This is a genomic window from Chitinophaga niastensis, assembly GCF_003014755.1.
GTDB lineage: Bacteria > Bacteroidota > Bacteroidia > Chitinophagales > Chitinophagaceae > Chitinophaga > Chitinophaga niastensis.
Genome location: NZ_PYAW01000012.1, coordinates 1 through 19,901, shown reverse-complemented (window position 1 = coordinate 19,901; position 19,901 = coordinate 1). Strand labels below are relative to the sequence as shown.

Annotated in this window: 14 protein-coding genes; 11 read left to right on the top strand and 3 right to left on the bottom strand. The window is 43.6% G+C overall.

Annotation, left to right across the window (positions count from 1 at the left end; genetic code table 11):
* Positions 1-7 precede the first annotated feature (7 nt).
* On the top strand, positions 8-937 hold the full coding sequence (locus tag CLV51_RS28160) for an aspartate carbamoyltransferase catalytic subunit (protein ID WP_106531459.1): 930 nt from the start codon (positions 8-10) through the stop codon (positions 935-937).
* A gap of 90 nt (positions 938-1,027) precedes the next feature.
* On the opposite strand, the gene CLV51_RS28155 is transcribed toward CLV51_RS28160, so the two are convergent.
* From CLV51_RS28155 to CLV51_RS28145, 3 genes are all read right to left on the bottom strand, one after another.
* Entirely contained in the window at positions 1,028-4,417 is a 3,390-nt protein-coding gene (locus CLV51_RS28155; RefSeq protein WP_106531458.1) for a SusC/RagA family TonB-linked outer membrane protein, read from the bottom strand.
* Positions 4,418-4,438: 21 nt separating this feature from the next.
* Positions 4,439-5,410: a FecR family protein gene (locus CLV51_RS28150; RefSeq protein WP_106531457.1), complete on the bottom strand. Its 972-nt coding sequence runs from the start codon at positions 5,408-5,410 to the stop codon at positions 4,439-4,441.
* Between the two features lie 70 nt (positions 5,411-5,480).
* Complete coding sequence (locus CLV51_RS28145; protein ID WP_106531456.1) at positions 5,481-6,023, bottom strand: RNA polymerase sigma-70 factor; 543 nt, start codon at positions 6,021-6,023, stop codon at positions 5,481-5,483.
* A 616-nt stretch (positions 6,024-6,639) separates the two neighbouring features.
* Here CLV51_RS28145 and CLV51_RS29700 point away from each other — a divergent pair.
* The 10 genes from CLV51_RS29700 (at position 6,640) to CLV51_RS28105 (ending at position 19,598) form a co-directional block, all read left to right on the top strand.
* Positions 6,640-7,158 carry a carboxypeptidase-like regulatory domain-containing protein gene (locus tag CLV51_RS29700; protein ID WP_245898992.1) on the top strand — a complete coding sequence of 173 codons (519 nt, stop codon included), beginning with the start codon at positions 6,640-6,642 and terminating at the stop codon, positions 7,156-7,158.
* A 236-nt stretch (positions 7,159-7,394) separates the two neighbouring features.
* Positions 7,395-7,724: a DMT family protein gene (locus tag CLV51_RS28135; RefSeq protein ID WP_106531455.1), complete on the top strand. Its 330-nt coding sequence runs from the start codon at positions 7,395-7,397 to the stop codon at positions 7,722-7,724.
* A 97-nt stretch (positions 7,725-7,821) separates the two neighbouring features.
* Positions 7,822-8,388 carry an RNA polymerase sigma factor gene (locus tag CLV51_RS28130; protein ID WP_106531454.1) on the top strand — a complete coding sequence of 189 codons (567 nt, stop codon included), beginning with the start codon at positions 7,822-7,824 and terminating at the stop codon, positions 8,386-8,388.
* Positions 8,389-8,471: 83 nt separating this feature from the next.
* Positions 8,472-9,530: a FecR family protein gene (locus CLV51_RS28125; protein WP_106531453.1), complete on the top strand. Its 1,059-nt coding sequence runs from the start codon at positions 8,472-8,474 to the stop codon at positions 9,528-9,530.
* A gap of 222 nt (positions 9,531-9,752) precedes the next feature.
* Complete coding sequence (locus CLV51_RS28120; protein WP_106531452.1) at positions 9,753-12,992, top strand: TonB-dependent receptor; 3,240 nt, start codon at positions 9,753-9,755, stop codon at positions 12,990-12,992.
* Between the two features lie 7 nt (positions 12,993-12,999).
* Complete coding sequence (locus tag CLV51_RS28115) at positions 13,000-14,445, top strand: RagB/SusD family nutrient uptake outer membrane protein (protein WP_106531451.1); 1,446 nt, start codon at positions 13,000-13,002, stop codon at positions 14,443-14,445.
* Between the two features lie 599 nt (positions 14,446-15,044).
* Positions 15,045-17,525: a PIG-L family deacetylase gene (locus tag CLV51_RS28110; RefSeq protein ID WP_106531450.1), complete on the top strand. Its 2,481-nt coding sequence runs from the start codon at positions 15,045-15,047 to the stop codon at positions 17,523-17,525.
* A gap of 14 nt (positions 17,526-17,539) precedes the next feature.
* Positions 17,540-17,716: a hypothetical protein gene (locus tag CLV51_RS29280; RefSeq protein ID WP_158267180.1), complete on the top strand. Its 177-nt coding sequence runs from the start codon at positions 17,540-17,542 to the stop codon at positions 17,714-17,716.
* A 32-nt stretch (positions 17,717-17,748) separates the two neighbouring features.
* Positions 17,749-17,880, top strand: coding sequence for a hypothetical protein (locus CLV51_RS29840; RefSeq protein ID WP_281261542.1), 132 nt, complete (start codon positions 17,749-17,751; stop codon positions 17,878-17,880).
* Entirely contained in the window at positions 17,877-19,598 is a 1,722-nt protein-coding gene (locus tag CLV51_RS28105) for a sodium:solute symporter family protein (RefSeq protein WP_106531449.1), read from the top strand. Before CLV51_RS29840 ends, CLV51_RS28105 begins: the two co-directional genes overlap by 4 nt.
* Positions 19,599-19,901: the final 303 nt, after the last annotated feature.

The window sequence follows — 19,901 nt, the reverse complement described above, 5'->3', positions numbered from 1 at the left end:
CACATTAATGTCACTTTCTGTAAAACACTTACTCGGAATTCGCGATCTGCAGCGTCAGGATATAGAACTTATTTTTCAAACAGCCGACCAGTTTAAGGAGGTTTTACAAAGACCCATTAAAAAGGTCCCTACGCTCCGCGATACAACAATTGTAAATTTATTTTTTGAAAATTCTACCCGCACACGCATCTCTTTTGAGTTAGCGGAAAAGCGCCTGGGCGCAGATACGGTCAATTTCTCTGCTTCCGGCTCCTCTGTTTCCAAAGGAGAAACGCTGATAGATACGGTCAACAACATCTTATCCATGAAGGTGGATATGGTGGTGATGCGCCACTCTGCCAGCGGTGCACCGCATTTTCTGGCTAAGCACATCAATGTGCCCATCCTCAATGCGGGTGATGGTATCAACGAGCATCCCACGCAGGCACTGCTGGATGCTTTCTCCATCCGGGAAAGGCTCGGCAGCGTGGAAGGCAAAAAGGTAGCTATTTGTGGAGATATCATGCACTCACGTGTGGCACTCTCAAATATCTACTGCCTGAAGAAGCTCGGCGCGGAAGTAACCGTAGTAGGTCCGCCTACCCTGATTCCTAAGTACATGGCAGCGGCACTCGGTGTAAACGTAAGCTATAACATCCGCGAGGCATTGCAGTGGTGCGATGTAGCCAACATACTGCGCATTCAGCTGGAAAGACAAAACACACCGTTATTTTCTTCTCTCAGGGAATACTCCCTGGCATATGGCATAAATCGTCAGCTGCTGGATAGTCTGAACAAACAGATCGTGATCATGCACCCCGGACCTATCAACCGCGGTGTGGAAATCAACTCTGACGTTGCGGACTCCGGACAGTCCATCATCCTGAACCAGGTAGAGAACGGGGTAGCTATTCGTATGGCTGCATTGTATCTGCTGGCAGGAAAGAAGCCAGAATAGCTGTTAGCTTTTAGCAGTTAGCTTTTAGTAAAATGCATCGAAGATTATGATATATTTTAATCTTCGATGGATTTTACTAAAAGCTAACTGCTAAAAGCTAACAGCTAACCCAAACGTATACGATCTGAAAAACGGATACACATTACTGTTATACCCACCAGCCTGTTCAGGATCGTAGTATTTAATCTTCATGTTATTGGTTTCCCAGAGATCCTGTCCGGACAAATAAAACCGCATATTGGTAACAGGAATCCTTTTCAGTACCGAAGCAGGTAAACTATATCCTATCTGAAGGTTTTTAAGGCGTATATAGGCCCCATTCATCACCCAGTGGGAAGATGGTGCACTATTTTGCTGATCGTTGAGATATAGGCGCGGAAACAGCGCATCCGGATGATCAGGCGTCCAGTGATCCTGGTTAATATCCCAGGGTTGTTGCCAGGTACCTGTAAAAGGTAAATTGTAGCGTGGATCAGGCATCACTTTGCGATTAATCACCCCCTGGAAGAAAACAGAGAAATCAATTCCCTTCCACGCAAAGCCGGCATCTATCCCGTATGCATATTGCGGATCAGTGCTGCCCAGGTACACAAGGTCTCCCTTGTCAATTTTATGATCACCATTGATATCTTTATAACGGATGTCGCCGGCGGCTGTACTGCTGCTTTGGAAAGCGTGTTGCTGCACATCCGCATTTGTCTGGAAATAGCCATCAGCCGCATATCCGAAGAGGGAGGAATAAGGATAACCGGCAATGCCCTGATTCCAGCCGGCTTGTGGTGCAACGCCGTCATTGCGTAATACTTTATTCTGATTGTTAAATAAATTAGCGTTGATGTACCAGGTAAATGGCCCACGGTTACTTCGCCAGCCTGCATTCAGTTCCCAGCCCCAGGACTTTAATTCGCCGGTATGAAAGCCCAGCGGCCATGCACCATCAACAGAGGAAGTCAATATCGGCATTTGCATATCGCGGTTGCGCTTTACAAAATAATCTGCTGCTAAAGTCAGGCGCCCCCTGAATAGAGTGGCATCCAGGCCATAATTGTTTGTAGAGATGTTTTCCCAGCCTTCTGCCTGTGGAATAGGATTTTTATACACGAAAGGAGGGAAAAGATTGTTGTACCCAAACGTGAATGTTCGCAGTCGTTCATCATTGGGAATGGTATTCCAGCTGTTTACATTCCCTAATCTGCCCCACGACCATCTTAATTTAAACTCGTTAAAGAAAGGGAGTGCATGGTTAAACCAGGTTTCATTATTTAATCGCCATCCGGCAGAAAAAGAGGGAAATGCCTGCCATTGTTCCTTGCCGGCAAATGCAGTAGTGTGCTGCAATAGCCGGGCAGCTATCAGGTTAGCTTCTATTAAATACCGGTTATCGTAATTATAATTCAGCTTCCCGAAAAAAGATAGCAACGAACCACTGGCTTGCAGTAACTGTGTAAACTGTGGTGCATTTTGATAGGTGGTAGTACTGATCTCTTGCGGTGTAATATTATAAGATGCCGCTGTATTTTGTGTGGTATTGTAAGTTTCCTGCGTATAGCCGCCGAGGAGATGAAAGTTGTGTTTTTCTATTTTCTTATCATAGTCGGCCAGCAATTGAAGGTTGCCTCCTTTGGCCACCAGCTTGCTTTTCTGAAGTATGTTGTTGGCTTGTACCATAGCAACTGGCGCTACCCGGTTCCATAAATCAATGGTATTTCTACCCAGGTTATCCTGCAATGCATGTTGCTGCGGGCTATAGATCAGGCGCAGGGTAAGGCCTTTAGCCAGGCTGTCCGCACGTAAAGTAAATACTGCATCGATATAATTATTTTTTTCGTCACGTTGTCCGCCGTCTTTTAAAATAGCGTAGGTAGGCGCGCCTCCAAATGCGTAATTGGTGGTGTTGGGAACATATACCGGAACATTGCCTGGTCCGCGGTAAAGATCGGCCAGCAATCCTTGCGGGCCTTCTACTGCCTGGGCAGGAGAAAACGTATTTGTTTGTGCATACGACAAGCGCGTTTCCAGGCTAAAATGTTTACTGAAACGATTGTTAAGGTTCACACGTGCATTAACGCGATGTGTCCGGTCGGGCCCTGCTGCAAAAAGTCCTTGTCGCCCGAAATAGCCGAGCGACGCAGAGAACTGGTTCATCGTATCGCCGCCTTTCACAGAAATATTGTAGTTCTGAATACCTGTTTTATCTTTTGTGAGTACAGGTATCTGATTGTAATCGTAGTAATATTTGTAGTAATCCGGATGGAGGTAATCTATAGCATAGTGGTTCCCTGTTTTCATTAAATCTATTTCAGCAGGGTCCCAGGGGGCTTGCTGGCCGGCATTTTCAGCCGCTTCATTCTGCATGGAAGCTGCTTCCCGGGAGTGTACACGATTAGGTAAACGGATAGGGGTTTCATAACCCGCCAGGGTGTTGAAATCCACCGTTAGCTTGCCTGGCTTGCCGGTACGGGTGGTGACGAGTACCACACCACCTGCACCGCGGGCGCCATAAATAGAAGCGGCGGCCGCATCCTTTAAAATGGAAACGGATTCAATATCATCAGGATTCAATACAGCCAATGATCCTGGCACACCATCCACAATAACAGGGGTATTGTTGCCGGAGGCAGAGCTAACGCCTCTTACCTGGATATTAAAACCTTCGCGGCCGGGTTGTCCGTTGCTGCGGGTAACTACCAGGCCGGTAGCAGTGCCTTGCAGGGCAGCCATTACATTGGCTACCGGTCTGCTTTTCAGGCGTACGCCATCTACCTGTGCAATAGCCCCGGTGATATTAGCGCGTTTCTGCAAACCATAGCCCAGCACTACCAGTTCATTGAGTTTTTTGAGATCTGGTTGTAATATAACAGCGATATATTTCCGGTCTCTGACAGTAATTTCTCTTGTCTCAAATCCGATGAGTGATACCTGTAAGATAGCCTGGCCGCTGGCGACGTCTAATTTGAAGTTCCCGTTTTCAGTAGTGGCAGCGCCATTGGCCGTTCCTTTTTCACGGATCGAAACACCGCTTAATGGTTGCATGCCATCTGTAATATTACCTGTTATTGACCAGCGGTTGTCGTTGTCGATGCGTTTGTTGCCGGACAGTGTAATATCTGTTGGTGGTGCGTTTACGGGGATTACAATGATTTGTCCGTCTCTTATTTCTACTTTGTATTTAGCAGGTGGGAAGAGGCTGCGGAGTACATCAGGCAACAATGCGTTGTGTACGTGTACGCTAACGCCGTTGCGGGTTTCCAGCTCCTGTGAAGAAATGGCAAAAGTATATTTTGTTTGTTTTTCTATTTCACGGATCACCGTTTTCAGGCTGGCATTGGTGTATTGAAGAGAAACTTTTTTAGCAGGGGCACCAGGATGCTGCGCCAATGCAGTAGCATTGACGAATACCAGGATAACAAGAAATATAAAATCAGGCACGCACCCAAACCTGGTATTGGAGCGCCGCGCCTGTAGCAAAAATTGCTGCATAAGCAAGATGTCAGGCGCGTATTAGTAGATTTCTACCAGGTCATTTTTATGCGCGATATTAATTTGGAGGGTTTTTTTCATAATGTCCAGCACTTCGTCCAGTGGCATGTTACGGAAAGTTGCCAGCAGTTTTTTATCAGACAATTGTTGATTGTTGATCTTTACCTGCACACTATAAAAATCTTCTAATGCATCCGCTACTTCATTCAGCTGAGCTTCATCAAAAATAAGGGTTCTGGTTTTCCAGGCCAGTATGTTATTATTCTTTTTATGTACCCGGGTATCAATGTTGGTACCGTTGTGTTTCAACGATGCTTCCACACCGGGCGTAAGGATTACTTTTTTCTCGGTGCCTTTGTAGGCAGCGCTTACTTTACCGGATTGTACAAATACTTTCACACCGGCATTGGCGGCTTTTACATTAAAGGCAGTGCCCAGTACCTGCACTTCTACATCGGGGGCATTTACGATAAAAGGAAGGGCATCATTTTTAGTGACATCAAAGAACGCTTCTCCTTTATCTATTTTGATCTGTCTGTTTTCTTTCCCAAAACCGCGGGCATAACGGACTGTTGTGTGTGCGTTGAGATACATTGTAGAGCCATCCGGTAAACGAAGGCTATCCTGGTTTTGCGCGGTAGCAAATGTTTTATAGCTACCAGGTCCGAAATAGGCCCAGGTGCCGCCTATCAGCAATACCGCAGCAGCAGCCCAGTATTTGCGCGCCATTTTAATGACACGGCCTTTTTCTGCGGGCTTTTTAACAGCAGGCACATTGTCCAGTACTGCATTCAGCTCCTGCCACTGTCCGTGGGTATCGAAAGCAGATGCAGCGGGGAGTGGATCTCCATGCCACATATCTTTCATATCCAGGAATATATCCAGGTTACCTGCATCTTGTTGAATCCATTCATTGAGCTGCTTTTTGAGCTGCTCATTTCCCGGATCTTCCAGATAACGGATTACTATATCTATGTCAGTTTGATTATTCATGGCTACTTATTAGTAATACAACCAGGGGACGCTTTACCATTAAGCGATATTAAAATTTTTTCCGGGTTACCTAAGATTTATTGATCAGGTCTACCCGCAATCGTTTTAATGCAGTGGTGAGATGGGCGTATACTGTATTGATAGAGATATTTAATTGTTCAGCGATTTCAGCGGGCGATAAGCCTTTGAGGCGGCTCATTTCAAAAACACGGCGACATTGTTCCGGTAATTTATCTACGGCCGACCGGTATCGGGCTTCCAGTTCCTTATGTTCCAGCAGGGAGTGATTATTTTCGATGGGATTTACATTGAGCAATTGTTCTTTTGTATATACTTCTTTGCGTTTCTCTTTTTTAATCCTGTTTAAACAGGTATTTACGATTGCCCTTGCCAGATAATGATTGACAGGTGCTCTTTCATCCAGGTTTTCTGCTCCTTTCCACAGGTGTAAGAAAACATCCTGCACCATATCATTCGCTTCGTCTTCATCTTTTACATACCGGACAGCAATATTATACAAAGAGGGTGCGAACTGTTTAAAAACAGCCTCAAATACATCTTTATTCCTGGTCCGGATGCCCTTTACTATTTCTTCGTTACTCAATTGCAACATGCTTTGAACATTTGTTTCCGCTAAGCGAAGATAAATTTTAACTGTGATTTTTATGATTAGTATGATTATCCTGATGAGCGGAGATTGTCTGAACTGTGATTTTTATGATTAATATGATTATCCTGATGAGCGGAGATTGTCTGAACCAGAATTTTTAGGATTGAATGGATTACCCTGATGGGTGCCGAAGATCAAATGAGAGATTTTTGCGTATATCTCTGATAATTAAAACAACATAACACCCATCAGGGTAATCCATTCAATCCTAAAAATCCTGGTTCAGACAATACCCGCTAAGATCTCCGCTCATCAGGATAATCATATCAATCATAAAAATCACAGTTCAGACAATACCCGCTAAGATCTCCGCTCATCAGGATAATCATATTAATCATAAAAATCACAGTTCAGACAATTTCCGCTTATCATATTAATCATAAAAATCACAGTTCAGATATTTTTTTCACTTTAACATTTTTTTCACTAATGGTAAAGTAGTAGTTGGATGTATTGTTATTGTACGGCAGCCAACGGAGAGGCATATAACAAAAACCATGCACAATCACCGTCGCCAATGAAGTTATTATAATCTTAACCATACAAAAAATTGAATGCCATGAAAAAATCCATCTTAGGAATGTTCGCTTTAGCTACAATGGTAGTAGCCATGTCTGCTTTTAAAAGTGCTGATGCTACCGCAGTAAAATCTGCAGACAGTACTACTACAATGGTAGATTCGCTTGTTCGTGTAGATTCACTTGCCGGTGTGGATTCCATCCGCAGTTTCAAAATTGATTCTCTCGCAGGTCTGGATTCCATCCGCACATTTAAAACAGATTCACTCGCTGGTCTGGACTCTTTAAAAGGTATTGATGCTATCCGTACTATTGAAGGTGGTTCTATTACCGGTAAAGTAACACCTGCAAACGGTGCTACTGAAGTAGAAGCTATAAATGGTGCTGAGAAGCTGAAAGGCGCTGTATCACAAGGCGCTTTTACTATCCCTGCTGCTAAAGCAGGTACTTACACTATTACTATCTTAGGTAAGAGCCCTTACAAAAATGCTATTATCAAAGACGTAAAAGTGGAAGAAGGTAAAGCTACAGATCTCGGCGAAATCAAGCTGGAACAGTAGTAGTAAAACAAATAGTAACCAATAATACCATATCATCCACAATGGAAACCCATTTTGGTTTGATCCAGGAGGGACCGGTAACGGTCCCTCTTTTTTTGTGATGAACCGTTTTAAGTAGGTGCAAGCCTGTTTTTCTTATCATCATTGTTTTCCCATGGTACATAAATTAGTGAAGGACCATTAAATTTGCCGGAGGACCAATCATAATCCTCCTTTACATAAGACCGAAAGAACGCATGCGTACCATCATTCTCCTTACTATTTCCAATACTTTTATGACTTTCGCCTGGTATGGGCACTTGAAGCACCAGGATGTGGCGCTGTGGAAAGTAATCCTCATAAGCTGGGGAATTGCCTTCTTTGAATATTGTTTTATGGTTCCAGCCAACAGATATGGTGCTCAGGAAGGTTTCAGCGGCTTTCAGCTGAAAACCATCCAGGAAGTCATTACACTCACAGTATTTAGCATTTTTGCGGTCACTTTCCTCAAAGAGCCACTGAGATGGAATTACCTGGTTTCATTCTTCTTCCTGATCGGGGCAGTATATTTTATGTTTAAGAAGTGATCGGAATACATTACACAAAAAAAGATATAAAACAATATTAAATTAATATTATTCCGTATTATCTTTAGCGATCAACACGCAACCAAAAACCAATTAATTGACGGAAGAAGCTAATATACAACTGCTGGCTGAGCGGGTGGCATCATTAGGAGATGAACAGGCTTACAAAGCATTGTTCCGGTTATTTTATAAACCCCTGAGCCAATTCGCCTATTCCATCATAAAATCCTGGGAATCTGCCGAGGAAATTGCTTCTGATGTGTTTATGAACGTCTGGAAGCACCGGGAACGCCTGCTACAGGTAGATAATCTCAAGGTGTATTTATATGTGTCTGCCAAAAATATAGCGCTTAACTATTTAACCAAAGCCGCCAGGACCCCGCATTTTAGCCTGGATGAACTGGCAGTGGATTTCAGTGTGAGCTATGCTACCCCCGAACAGATCTTTATTTCCGGGGAAATGGTGAAAAGGATAGAAGCTGCTGTAAATGCTTTACCCCCCAAAAGAAAAATGATCTTTAAACTCATCCGGGAAGATGGACTGAAATATAAAGAAGTTGCCCAGATCCTTGATATCTCCGTTAACACGATCGATGTACACATGGCCCAGGCCCTCAAAAAAATCAGCGAAGTGATTAATCTCTCCTTCGTCAAATCAAAATAATTTAAAAAAATTGTTAGTTGGAGTAGTAGATTTCCAAAATCTGCTTGTCCTTCTATATACAATCATGCTTTTGTATCATACACATGGAACAGGAAAGAATATGGCTATTGATGGGCAGAAAGGTATCGGGCGAGGCCACGATGGAAGAATTGCGTGAACTGGAGGAACTGCTGCAACAAGATCCTGAATTAAGATATAAGTATTCTGTACTGAATAGCTGGCCGGAGCCGGCACATAATAGGGAGTGGGATAAAAAAACGAATAACGCATTGGAAAAACATCTCCTGAAAATGGAAACCGTTTTCCCGAAAGAAGAGCTACCGGTTAAAAAGGAAGGACGTAATATTCGTAAAATAATATCTGTTTTGTCGCTGCTGGTACTGGTGCTGGGTGGTTATTGCGCTTATCTGCTGATGAATAAATACCCGCAGCAGGGAACAAAAGTGGCAATCGCTTCTATTCTTACCCGCGACGGCTCCCGCTCCAGGGCGCAGCTGCCGGACGGAACGGAAATATGGTTGAATGCAGGTAGTCACCTCACCTATGATCCGGATATGAATAATTTAAGTAGCCGGGAAGTAACCTTAACAGGAGAAGCTTTTTTTGAAGTAACCAAAAGTGCCGGTAAACCGTTCTATATACACACGGCTAAAATGGATATCAAAGTATTAGGTACTTCCTTTAATGTGAAAGCCTATACCGGTGATAAAACCACAGAAGCTACCTTAATTACCGGTGCGGTGGAAGTGACACTGAATGATGGAGTAGCCCGTAGCATAAAACTCATCCCCAATCAGAAGATCATCCTGGAACATAGTAACGGAACAGGGCCCTCTAAAGCCAGCATTGTAGCAGGTTACAGGGTAGAAAATATCCTTGGTACGCAACAGGATGGCATGGTGAAAGAAACCGCCTGGCGTAATAATTTCCTCGTATTTGACAACGAACGCTTTGAAGATATTGCGGTGAAAATGGAACGTTGGTATGATATCAAAATACATTTTGCCAACAATAAGTTGAAAAACTACCATTTTACCGGCACTTTTAAAAATGAATCATTTCCAGAAGTACTGGAAGCGCTGAAGGTTACATCATCATTCCATTGCAGGATCGCTAGCAATGAAGTATTTATCACCCAATAAGGAACCGGTAAATAGTAGAAAAAATTGACACCATGTTCATAAAAAAAGGGCAAATGCTGCAAACATTTACCCTTTTGTACAGATCAAACGGCAGTTAGCTTCACTTGGCAATGTAGTGCTGTCGTCGTTTTATTGACCTTTAACAACCTAAATGTATGAAAAAAAATCATACATTATGTCATCCTTTTGCATATAAAAACATAAGGAAAAGTTGTATAGATAATGAAACTGGTGTCCTTTATTATTCTTATTACCTGTTTACATGTAGCGGGGGATGTGTACGGTCAGCAAGACCGCCGCATCACTGTGAAAGCAGATTCCCTGCCGCTTATACGGTTATTGAAGGTGATTGAGAAAAGAAGCAATTATCGTTTTGTATACCGTAACGACCTGATACCTGATAATAACAAGGTATCCATAAATGTGAAGGATGTTTTGGTAGAAGACGTATTACGCAAGATCTTAAAAAATACAGGCCTTACTTTTAAACAACTATCCGCGAACCTGATGGCCATTGCGCCGGATGATGCCGTGGTGGCCGGGATTAATATAAGTGGACAGGTAACTGATCGTTACGGCCATCCTTTGCCAGGTGTAAGTCTGCGCATTGCCGGCTTACGCAAAGGTGCCAGCACCGATGCCAACGGACAGTTCCAGATGCAAACACCTGCTACGGCAACACTGATTTGCACTTTCATTGGCTATGAAGAACAAAAGGTTCTAGTAAATAATAATACCAACTTCAACATCATGTTGAAAGATGATACCCGGGGCCTGAATGAAGTTGTGGTGGTGGCTTACGGGGTACAAACAAAAAGTTCTTTGACAGGTTCAGCTACTATGGTAAATGCTGCTCTATATGATAAGGCATCCCGTAGCAGCTTCCAGGAAAGCTTACAAGGCAATGTGCCAGGCTTACAATCTACCAACGGTTCCGGCCAGCCCGGCTCCGTACCCAGTATTCGTATACGTGGCATCGGCTCTATCACTGCGGGAAGTTCTCCGCTTTATGTGGTAGATGGGGTGCCCGTTGTAACAGACGACCTTACAGATTATAATGTCAACTCCCTGGCAGGGATCAACAGTGCAGACATTGCAGCTATTTCTGTGTTAAAAGATGCGGCTGCATCGTCTATCTATGGCTCCCGTGCTGCTAATGGTGTGATTTTGATCAGTACCAAAACCGGTAGATCTGGTAAAACAAAGATCAACGCGTCTATTCAACGTGGTACCAATCAACTAACCATTACGCCTGCCAATTACCCGCTCAATACTAAAGAGATGTTGGAATTGCTACGCGAAGGTTGGGCCCACAAGGCAGATGGTACCGGTGAAGCAGGCTTCCAGCAGGAAATTCGTGCCCGTGGCGTGGATACAACTATTAATACTAACTGGATAGATGTACTAACACGCCATGGTGGCTATACACAAGCGAATTTATCTGCCGCAGGCGGAAATGATAAAACGAAATTTTATGTTTCCGGTGGTCTGTATGATTCCAAATCAGCCTTAAAAGGAGTAGACTATAAACGTATGACAGGTAAGCTGAGCCTCAGTAACAACGCTACTGACCGGCTGTCGTTTGACGTAAACCTTTCACTCGGTTATCAACGTGCAAATGCAGTAGGAGATGTAGGACTGATGGCGAACCCCGTACGATCGCTCGCACGGCTGCAACCGTGGTTGAAGATCTATAATGCTGATGGCAGCTACGATTTCAGCTATAACAATACTTTTAATCCGGTAGCTGTTTTGAACGGTGCTACCCGCACCGGCACTATATATGGCCTCCTTGGCGGCGCCGGCGCGAAATACAAATTCGCTGATTTTCTTTCGTTCGAAACAAAGATCAGCCTGGATTTGAACTACGCCCGCAGTAATGCATTTTTTGCCCCTGGTTTTGGCGATGGCAGAAATACCAATGGCTGGGTTGCTGTAAATAATAGCCTGTGGAATAACTGGGTATCTACCAACATCCTGCGTTTCAACAAACGCTGGGGCTATCACGGCATTAACGCATTTGTAGGATATGAAGCACAAAAGACCACCAACACCGGTAATACGGCTGCAGCTTCCAATCTGTTGCCAGATGTACAGCTGCTGGGGGATGCTTCCAAACCGGAGAGTGTTGCTTCTGTATCAAACGCCAACTCACTGACAGGGGTATTTCTGAATACGAGCTACGACTATAAACAAAGATATTATCTGACCGCTTCTATCCGGCGCGATGCATCATCACGCTTCGGTAGTGAGAAAAGAAGTGCTAACTTCTGGTCATTGGGAGCTGCATGGAATATTTACAGAGAATCTTTCCTGCAGAACATTCCAGGCATAAACGAATTAAAGATACGTGCTAGCTATGGTAGCAACGGAAACCAGGCTATTGAGAATTATTCTTCCTTATCGTTGTACAGCCCTGCAAACGATTATGATGGGAAACCGGGGTATGTTTTAGCGCAATACCCCAATCCCTATCTTACCTGGGAGCAGAATAAACCATTTAATGCAGGACTCGATTTTGCGTTCTTTAAAAACCGCATATCAGGTACGATGGAGTATTACAAAAGAACTACTTCCCGTTTATTATTGAATGTACCGGTATCATCAACAAATGGTATCACTAATGTTTTCAGGAATAACGGAGAGATGAAAAACAGTGGGATAGAAATATCACTTTCTTCCCGCAATGTGATCGCGAAAAAAGAGGACGGATTTTCATGGCGTACAGATGCTAACATCTCTACACTAAAAAATACGATTACCAGGTTGGATAATCCTATTACAAGTATTTACAAAAGAGAATTGGGTGGTGATTTTTACCAGTTCTACCTGGTTGGATTTGCAGGTGCAGATCCACAAACCGGCGAAGCACTGTGGTATAAAGATGCATCCAGAACTACTACTACAAAGGCTTACGGCGAAGCACAGCGATTTACGCAAGGAAGTGCACTGCCAAAGTTTTATGGCGGCATCACCAACTATTTCAGCTATAAAGGTTTTGACCTGAGCTTTCAGTTCTTTTATAATTGGGGCAATAAAGTATATGACAACTGGGGACCATTCACGGAATCCGACGGTAGTGGCGGATTTGGCGGCGGATCAAAAATGTCGCGCCTGACTTATGAAAACCGTTGGCAACATCCCGGTGATATTACTACTGTACCTAAAGTGGTGTATGGTGGTACACAAACAGGGTTAAGCAATCAATCGTCTTCCAGGTTTTTATATGACGGTAGTTTTATCCGTTTAAGAGACCTGATGCTGGCATATAATCTGCCGCAGCCATGGTTGAAAAAAATGATGATCGATGAAATAAGGGTATATGTCCGTGGAAATAATTTGTGGACGTATGTAAAAGATAAACACCTGACCATGGACCCGGAAGTGCCGGTGACAGGGGATTATGATCAGCGTCCACCGGTATTTAAAACATTCCTGGTAGGACTGGATGTAAATTTTTAATGTATTCATGCGGAAGAAATATACATATGGAGTACTGATATTATTGGCAAGCACACTGCTGGCCTGTAAGAAAGATTTTCTGGAATTAAAACCGGATCAATCTATTGAAACGGGCAAGACTATTAAAGACTTACCGGGACTACGCGCAGCTATCAACGGTGTGTATTCGCTTATGCAAAATGAAAACTATTATGGCCGCACAATGCCGCTGTTGCCGGATTTGCGGGCAGACAATAGTTTCATCAGCGTAATCAATAGTAACCGTTACCGTAACCAGGACCAGTATATTGTTACTGCCAATGATGTATATACTACAGATAGCTGGAACCTGTTGTACAGCGTAGTAGCCAATGCCAATATGGTGATACAGAAAGGGCCTGATATTTCCCTGCTGCCATCGTCAACAGATAGCACAGAAGCGCTGCAGATTATTGCAGAAGCGTATGCGGTTAGAGGACTCGTGTTTTTTGATCTGGCGCGTATGTATGCGCAGCCTTATAATTACACTGCAGATGCCACGCATATGGGCATACCACTGGTAACCGTTACCAATGTTGATTTAGTGCAATCGCCATCGCGTAGTAGCATTAAAGCAACCTATAATCAGATCATCAGCGACCTGACAACGGCGATCAGCAAATTTGATCAAAGTAAAAGTACTGCTTTTTCTTCCGGACGCATAAACGTGTATACGGCAAAAGCTTTGTTGTCAAGGGTTTTATTATATAAAGAAGATTGGGAAGGCGCTGTATCATACGCCAGTGCTGTGATCTCACAAAATAAATATAGTTTGCTGGCAACCGATAAACTGGTCAGTGATTTCAAAACCACCGGCAACAACGAAACTATTTTTGAGATCATTAATACTCCCGTAGACAACAGAAGTACAGACGGGTTGAGTTATATGTTCAGCCAATCGGGCTATGGTGACGTATTAGCGACGAATGATGTATTTAATATTTATGCAGTCAAAGATGTGCGGTCAGGTTTTCTGAGGAAAGATAAACGAACCGGCAACGGTGGAGAAAATCCGGCTAACATCATCTCTAAATACAGTGATGTAAGCACGTTTACCGAAAGCATTAAAGTAATGCGTTTGGCAGAACTCTATCTCATTCGCGCAGAAGCCCTTGCACACCTCGGACAGGATCTAGGTGCACAGGCAGATCTGAACATCGTGGCAGCCAGAGCCAACCCTGGCGCCGCACCAATAACCGCTACAGGGCCGGCACTCATTAATGCTATCCTGCTGGAAAGGCGTAAAGAGCTCGCCTTTGAAGGACACCGGTTATTTGATTTAACACGCACAAAACAATCGTTTATAAAATATTTAGCAAGCGCTAAAACAATATTCGTAATGTGGCCAAGTACAAAAGTGATACTGCCCATTCCGCAAAGAGAACTGGATGCTAACCCCAACATACGCAACCAGCAGAATGAAGGTTACAATTGAATCTAAACCGCCTTTGTTAATAATTGGTTTTTGCAAGCTGGTTGGTTTTTGCTTATGAGTGTCCCGGTGAGATCCACCGGGACTTTTTTTTGTCTATTATTTTGTGATTATTCTTATTAGCGGATTGTCTGAACTGTGATTTTTATGATTGGTATGATTAACCTGATTGGCGAAGATTTTAGCGGAGATAGTCTGAACCAGGATTTTTAGGATTGAATGGATTACCATGATGGGTGTTATGTTGTTTTATTCTATATCGAAGATTTATGTGATTATCTCCGCTAAAATCTTCGCTAATCAGGTTAATCATTAAAATCATATTAATCACAGTTCAGACATTATCCGCTGAGATCTTCGGCACCCATCATGGTAATCCATTCAATCCTAAAAATCCTGGTTCAGACTATCTCCGCTAAAATCTTCGCCAATCAGGTTAATCATATTAATCATAAAAATCACAGTTCAGACAATCTCCACTAATCAGGATAATCACATCAATCACAAAAATCATAGTTTAATTTCCGCCATTCAACCAATTTATCTTCCCGCCCCATTAATTAATTACTACTTTTGAAAATCTGTAAATTACGTACCATCAAATGTTTTTAAGAATCTATACCGCATTGGCTTTGTTTTTATTGGTAGCAGCAGGTTTACCCGCTATGGCACAGCCATCGCCGGTATGGAATGCCGCCGATATTAAATTGCAACTTAAAAAGCTGGACTCGCTGGGTAGCGTATTGTACCTTGCCGCTCATCCCGACGATGAAAATACACGCCTGTTAGGCTATCTGGCAAAAGAAAAACTATACAGGACCGGTTATTTGTCGCTCACCCGCGGCGATGGCGGACAAAACCTGTTGGGTAATGAGCAATCCGAGCTGTTGGGCCTGATCCGTACACAGGAACTATTGGCTGCCCGTCGCATTGATGGCGCAGAACAGTTTTTTACCCGCGCACAGGATTTTGGTTTCTCAAAAAATTGGGAAGAAACATTTACCATCTGGGATAGAGAAAAGATTTTGGGAGATGTGGTATACATGATCCGCAAATTCCAACCGGATGTTATCATCTGTCGTTTTCCGGCGGATAGTCGCGCCGGTCACGGACATCATACTGCTTCCGCGATGCTGGGCGAGGAAGCCTTTACGGCTGCCGCCGATCCCAAACGTTTTCCTGAACAGCTGAAATATGTGAAACCCTGGCAGGCAAAGCGTTTGTTATGGAATACTTTCAATTTCGGGAATACCAACACCACTGCTGAGGATCAGCTTAAAATAGACGTAGGCGCCTATAACTACTTATTAGGGAAAGGCTATGGCGAAATAGCTGCTGAAAGCCGCTCCCAGCATAAGAGTCAGGGTTTCGGTGTACCTGCTTCACGAGGCAGCTCCCTGGAATATTTTACCACCATTAAAGGGGATACCCCTAAAACCAGTTTGCTGGATGGCGTAAACACAAGCTGGTCACGTGTTCCCGGCGGAGCCAAAATAGGAGCGCTGGTAAATGCAGCCCTGGCAGCATACAATACCGAAGATCCTGCCGCATCTGTACCATCACTCCTCGAAATCCGCAAGGCTATCCAGGCATTACCTGATGGCTACTGGCGTAATCTGAAGCTGAAAGAAACAGAACAACTGATCTATGCCTGTGCAGGGTTATGGGTAGAAGCTTATAGCACATCACCTACTGTGGTGCCGGGCTATAATATGGAAGCTACTGTACAACTGATCAATCGTAGTAAAGTGAAGGTGGAGCTACAACAAATAGACCTTCCCGGAAAAACGAATGTAGCAGAAAAACAAGTGTTGGCGTTTAATAAATTAACCAACATCTCTCAAATAATTGCTATACCGGCCAATACGCCGGAGTCGCAGCCGTACTGGCTTGCCGACGCACATCCGGTGGGCATGTACATCATAAAAGATCCTTTACTGGTAGGTAATCCGCAGAATATCCCTGCTTTGCAGGCACAGATCCGGTTAACGATCGGCGACCAGGACTTTACGATAGACCGTCCTTTACAATATAAATATACAGATCCTGTAAAAGGAGAACTCTACGAACCATTGGTTATAGCACCACCGGTAGTAGCGGATCTGAGCAGCCAGGTATACATCTTTACAGATATGAAACCACATACGGTGCCTGTAAAGATCAAAGCCATGGCGGATGACGTGAATGGTACGGTCGACCTGCAATTGCCCGCGGGCTTTACAGCAACCGGCAATAACCAATCTTACAAATTAGCGCATAAAGGCGATGAGGTGGAAGTGCGCTTTAACATCAGTCCGGTGAAAGCAGCCACAGAAAATCATGTGGACTCATTTACCGTAATTATGCACTGTAACGGAAAGGAATACACGCAAAGCATACAAAATATCCGTTACGATCATATTCCGGTGATCACATTGTTTCCACCTGCACAGGCAAGACTGGTCACCGTAAACCTGAAACATAACGGCAACAAGCTGGGATATATTCCTGGTGCGGGAGATCTGGTAGGAGCTTCGCTGCGGCAGGTAGGTTATGATGTAACCGAGTTGGGAGAAAAGGATATCATGAATGGTAATCTGCAACAATACGATGCAATCATTACTGGTGTACGTGCTTATAACATCAACCCACGTATGAAATACTGGCAAAGCCATCTGATGGATTATGTCAACAATGGAGGTACATTGGTAGTGCAGTACAACGTAAATAATCCATTGGTAACGGATAAGCTGGGACCTTTCCCATTCGGGCTTTCACGCGACAGGGTAACAGATGAAAATGCAGCCGTGCATTTCATCAATCCAAAAGATCCGGTGCTGCATTATCCCAATGATATCACTGCCAGTGATTTTAATGGTTGGGTGCAGGAACGTGGATTATATTACACTGTAAACGCAGATAAAGCGTATGATAAACTCTTTACCATGAACGACAAGGGAGAAGCGCCACTGGACGGCTCCACCCTGGTAGCACACTATGGTAAAGGCAGATATGTGTACACGGGATTATCCTTTTTCAGGCAACTGCCTGCAGGGGTACCAGGTGCTTACCGGTTATTTGTAAATCTGATTTCTGTTAAATAGTGATCGAAAGAAAAATGAGTAAGAAACACGAACAAAACCGGCCCCGACTGAAAATTGCGGCCGGCTTTTGCATCATCCTCGGATTATTGATTGGATTTAGCATCAAAAGAGTACACATCGGTTTACTGATAGGGATTGGGCTTGGAGTATTAACCGGTAGTATGTGGAGTAAGAGTAACTCACGCGATTAGCGCATTTAGAAATATTAAACACCTGTAATTTCATGGCAGACAAAGAACTGCTGGAAGAGAAACCACCGTTATTCCCATCCTGGGGATACTGGTACGTATTTGTTGTTACCTGGCTGGCATTACTGATCGCGCTCTTCTACTTATTCACCAAAACATTTTCATGAGTCCTTTAGATTGGATTGTGCTCGTATGTACGCTCACAATAATTATTTTATACGGTGTCTGGAAAAGCAGCGGGAAGCAGAATATGGAAAGCTACTTCCTCGGTAACCAGTCTATGCCCTGGTATATTGTGCTGTTGTCTATTATCGGTACACAAGCCAGTGCCATTACTTTTATCTCTGCACCCGGTCAGGCTTATACAGACGGGATGCGTTTTGTGCAATATTATTTCGGTTTGCCATTGGCCATGGTAGTGCTTTGTATCACTTTTGTCCCCATCTTCCATAAACTAAAAGTATATACCGCATACGAGTTCCTGGAGAAACGTTTTGATCTGAAAACACGTACACTCGCCTCTTCATTATTTTTGCTGCAACGTGGTTTGTCTACCGGTATCAGTATCTGTGCACCTTCTATTATATTGTCTTCTTTATTGGGCTGGAACCTTTACTGGACCAATATGATCATGGGCGGATTACTCATTATTTACACCGTAGCAGGAGGCACCCGTGCAGTAGCCTATACACAAACATTTCAGCTGGCCATCATTTTTGGTGGTATGTTTCTCGCCGGCTGGATGGTCGTGCATTTATTGCCGCCGGATATAGGTTTTAAGCAGGCATTACAGGTATCCGGTAAGATGGATAAACTGAATGTGATTGTTACGAAGTTTGATTGGAAAGATAAATACAACATCTGGAGTGGGATAATAGGAGGGTTCTTCCTGGCCTTATCGTATTTTGGTACGGATCAGTCGCAGGTAGGCAGGTACCTGACTGCTAAGTCTGTAAAGGAAAGCAGAATGGGCCTGTTGATGAATGGCCTCGTAAAAATACCCATGCAGTTTTTGATTTTACTGATAGGCGCATTGGTATTTGTATTTTATCTCTACTTCCGCGCACCGATATTTTTTAATGAAGCGCAACTGGCCAGGACGCATAAAACAGCACAAGGTCCTGCACTGTTAAAGCTTGAGCATAAATACAATGAGTTAGGACAGCTGAAACAGCAACAGGTAAAAAGCCTGGCTGCCGCATTGGAAACGGAAAACAGCGCACAGGTAGCTATTGCAAAAAAAGCATTGCAGCAAACGGATGATGTTTCACAACAGGTGAGAAGCCAGGCGTTGACATTGATCAAAAAATCAGATCCTACAGCAGATGCCAACGATACCAACTATATCTTTTTACATTTTGTAGTAAACAGTTTACCGAAAGGATTGGTAGGCTTGCTTATCGCCATTATATTTCTGGCAGCATGGGGGAGTATTGCTGCAGCCCTGAATTCACTGGCTTCTACCACTGTTATCGATGTGTATAAGCGTTTGTATAATGAACACGCCACAGAAGAGCATTATCTCAGAATATCCAGACTGTGGACATTAATATGGGGCGTATTTTGTATTGTGGTAGCGCAGTTTGCAGGAAGCTTAGGTAGTTTGATAGAAGTCGTAAATGTGCTGGGGTCCTGGTTTTACGGTGTTACGCTGGGAATCTTTATGGTAGCTTTTTATTTAAAGCAGGTAGGAGGAACGGCTACTTTCTGGGCAGCTATTATTGGAGAAGTGGTAGTGCTGACTGTTTACTGGATGGGTACCGTATCTTTCCTCTGGCTCAATGCCATCGGCTGTTTGCTGGTGGTGATACTGGCGTTGCTGTTTCACTATATCTTCCCGCAAAAACAAATTAAATACAGCAGCTCGAAAATTTCGGGTAGTTGACCCAAAATGAAAGATCCGCCAATGAGGATTTGAAATGCAATGATTACATATGAACACTTCAATTGGCTATGTCACCTCATTCTAATTAGAGGAGAATAATTCCATATTGAAGCAAATAAAGTATAATAAGCTGACAACGCTAATAGATTGCGTACCGTTCCTTTAATTTTGAATCATTCGATCATGATTACCCCTGATTGAAGAATGCTACTGCAATTGATTTTAATAAGTATAAACCCGTGACCGTTGCGTATAAATACTGTTTTTTTGAATTGTTTATACTTTGTATTGCATCGCTTTTAT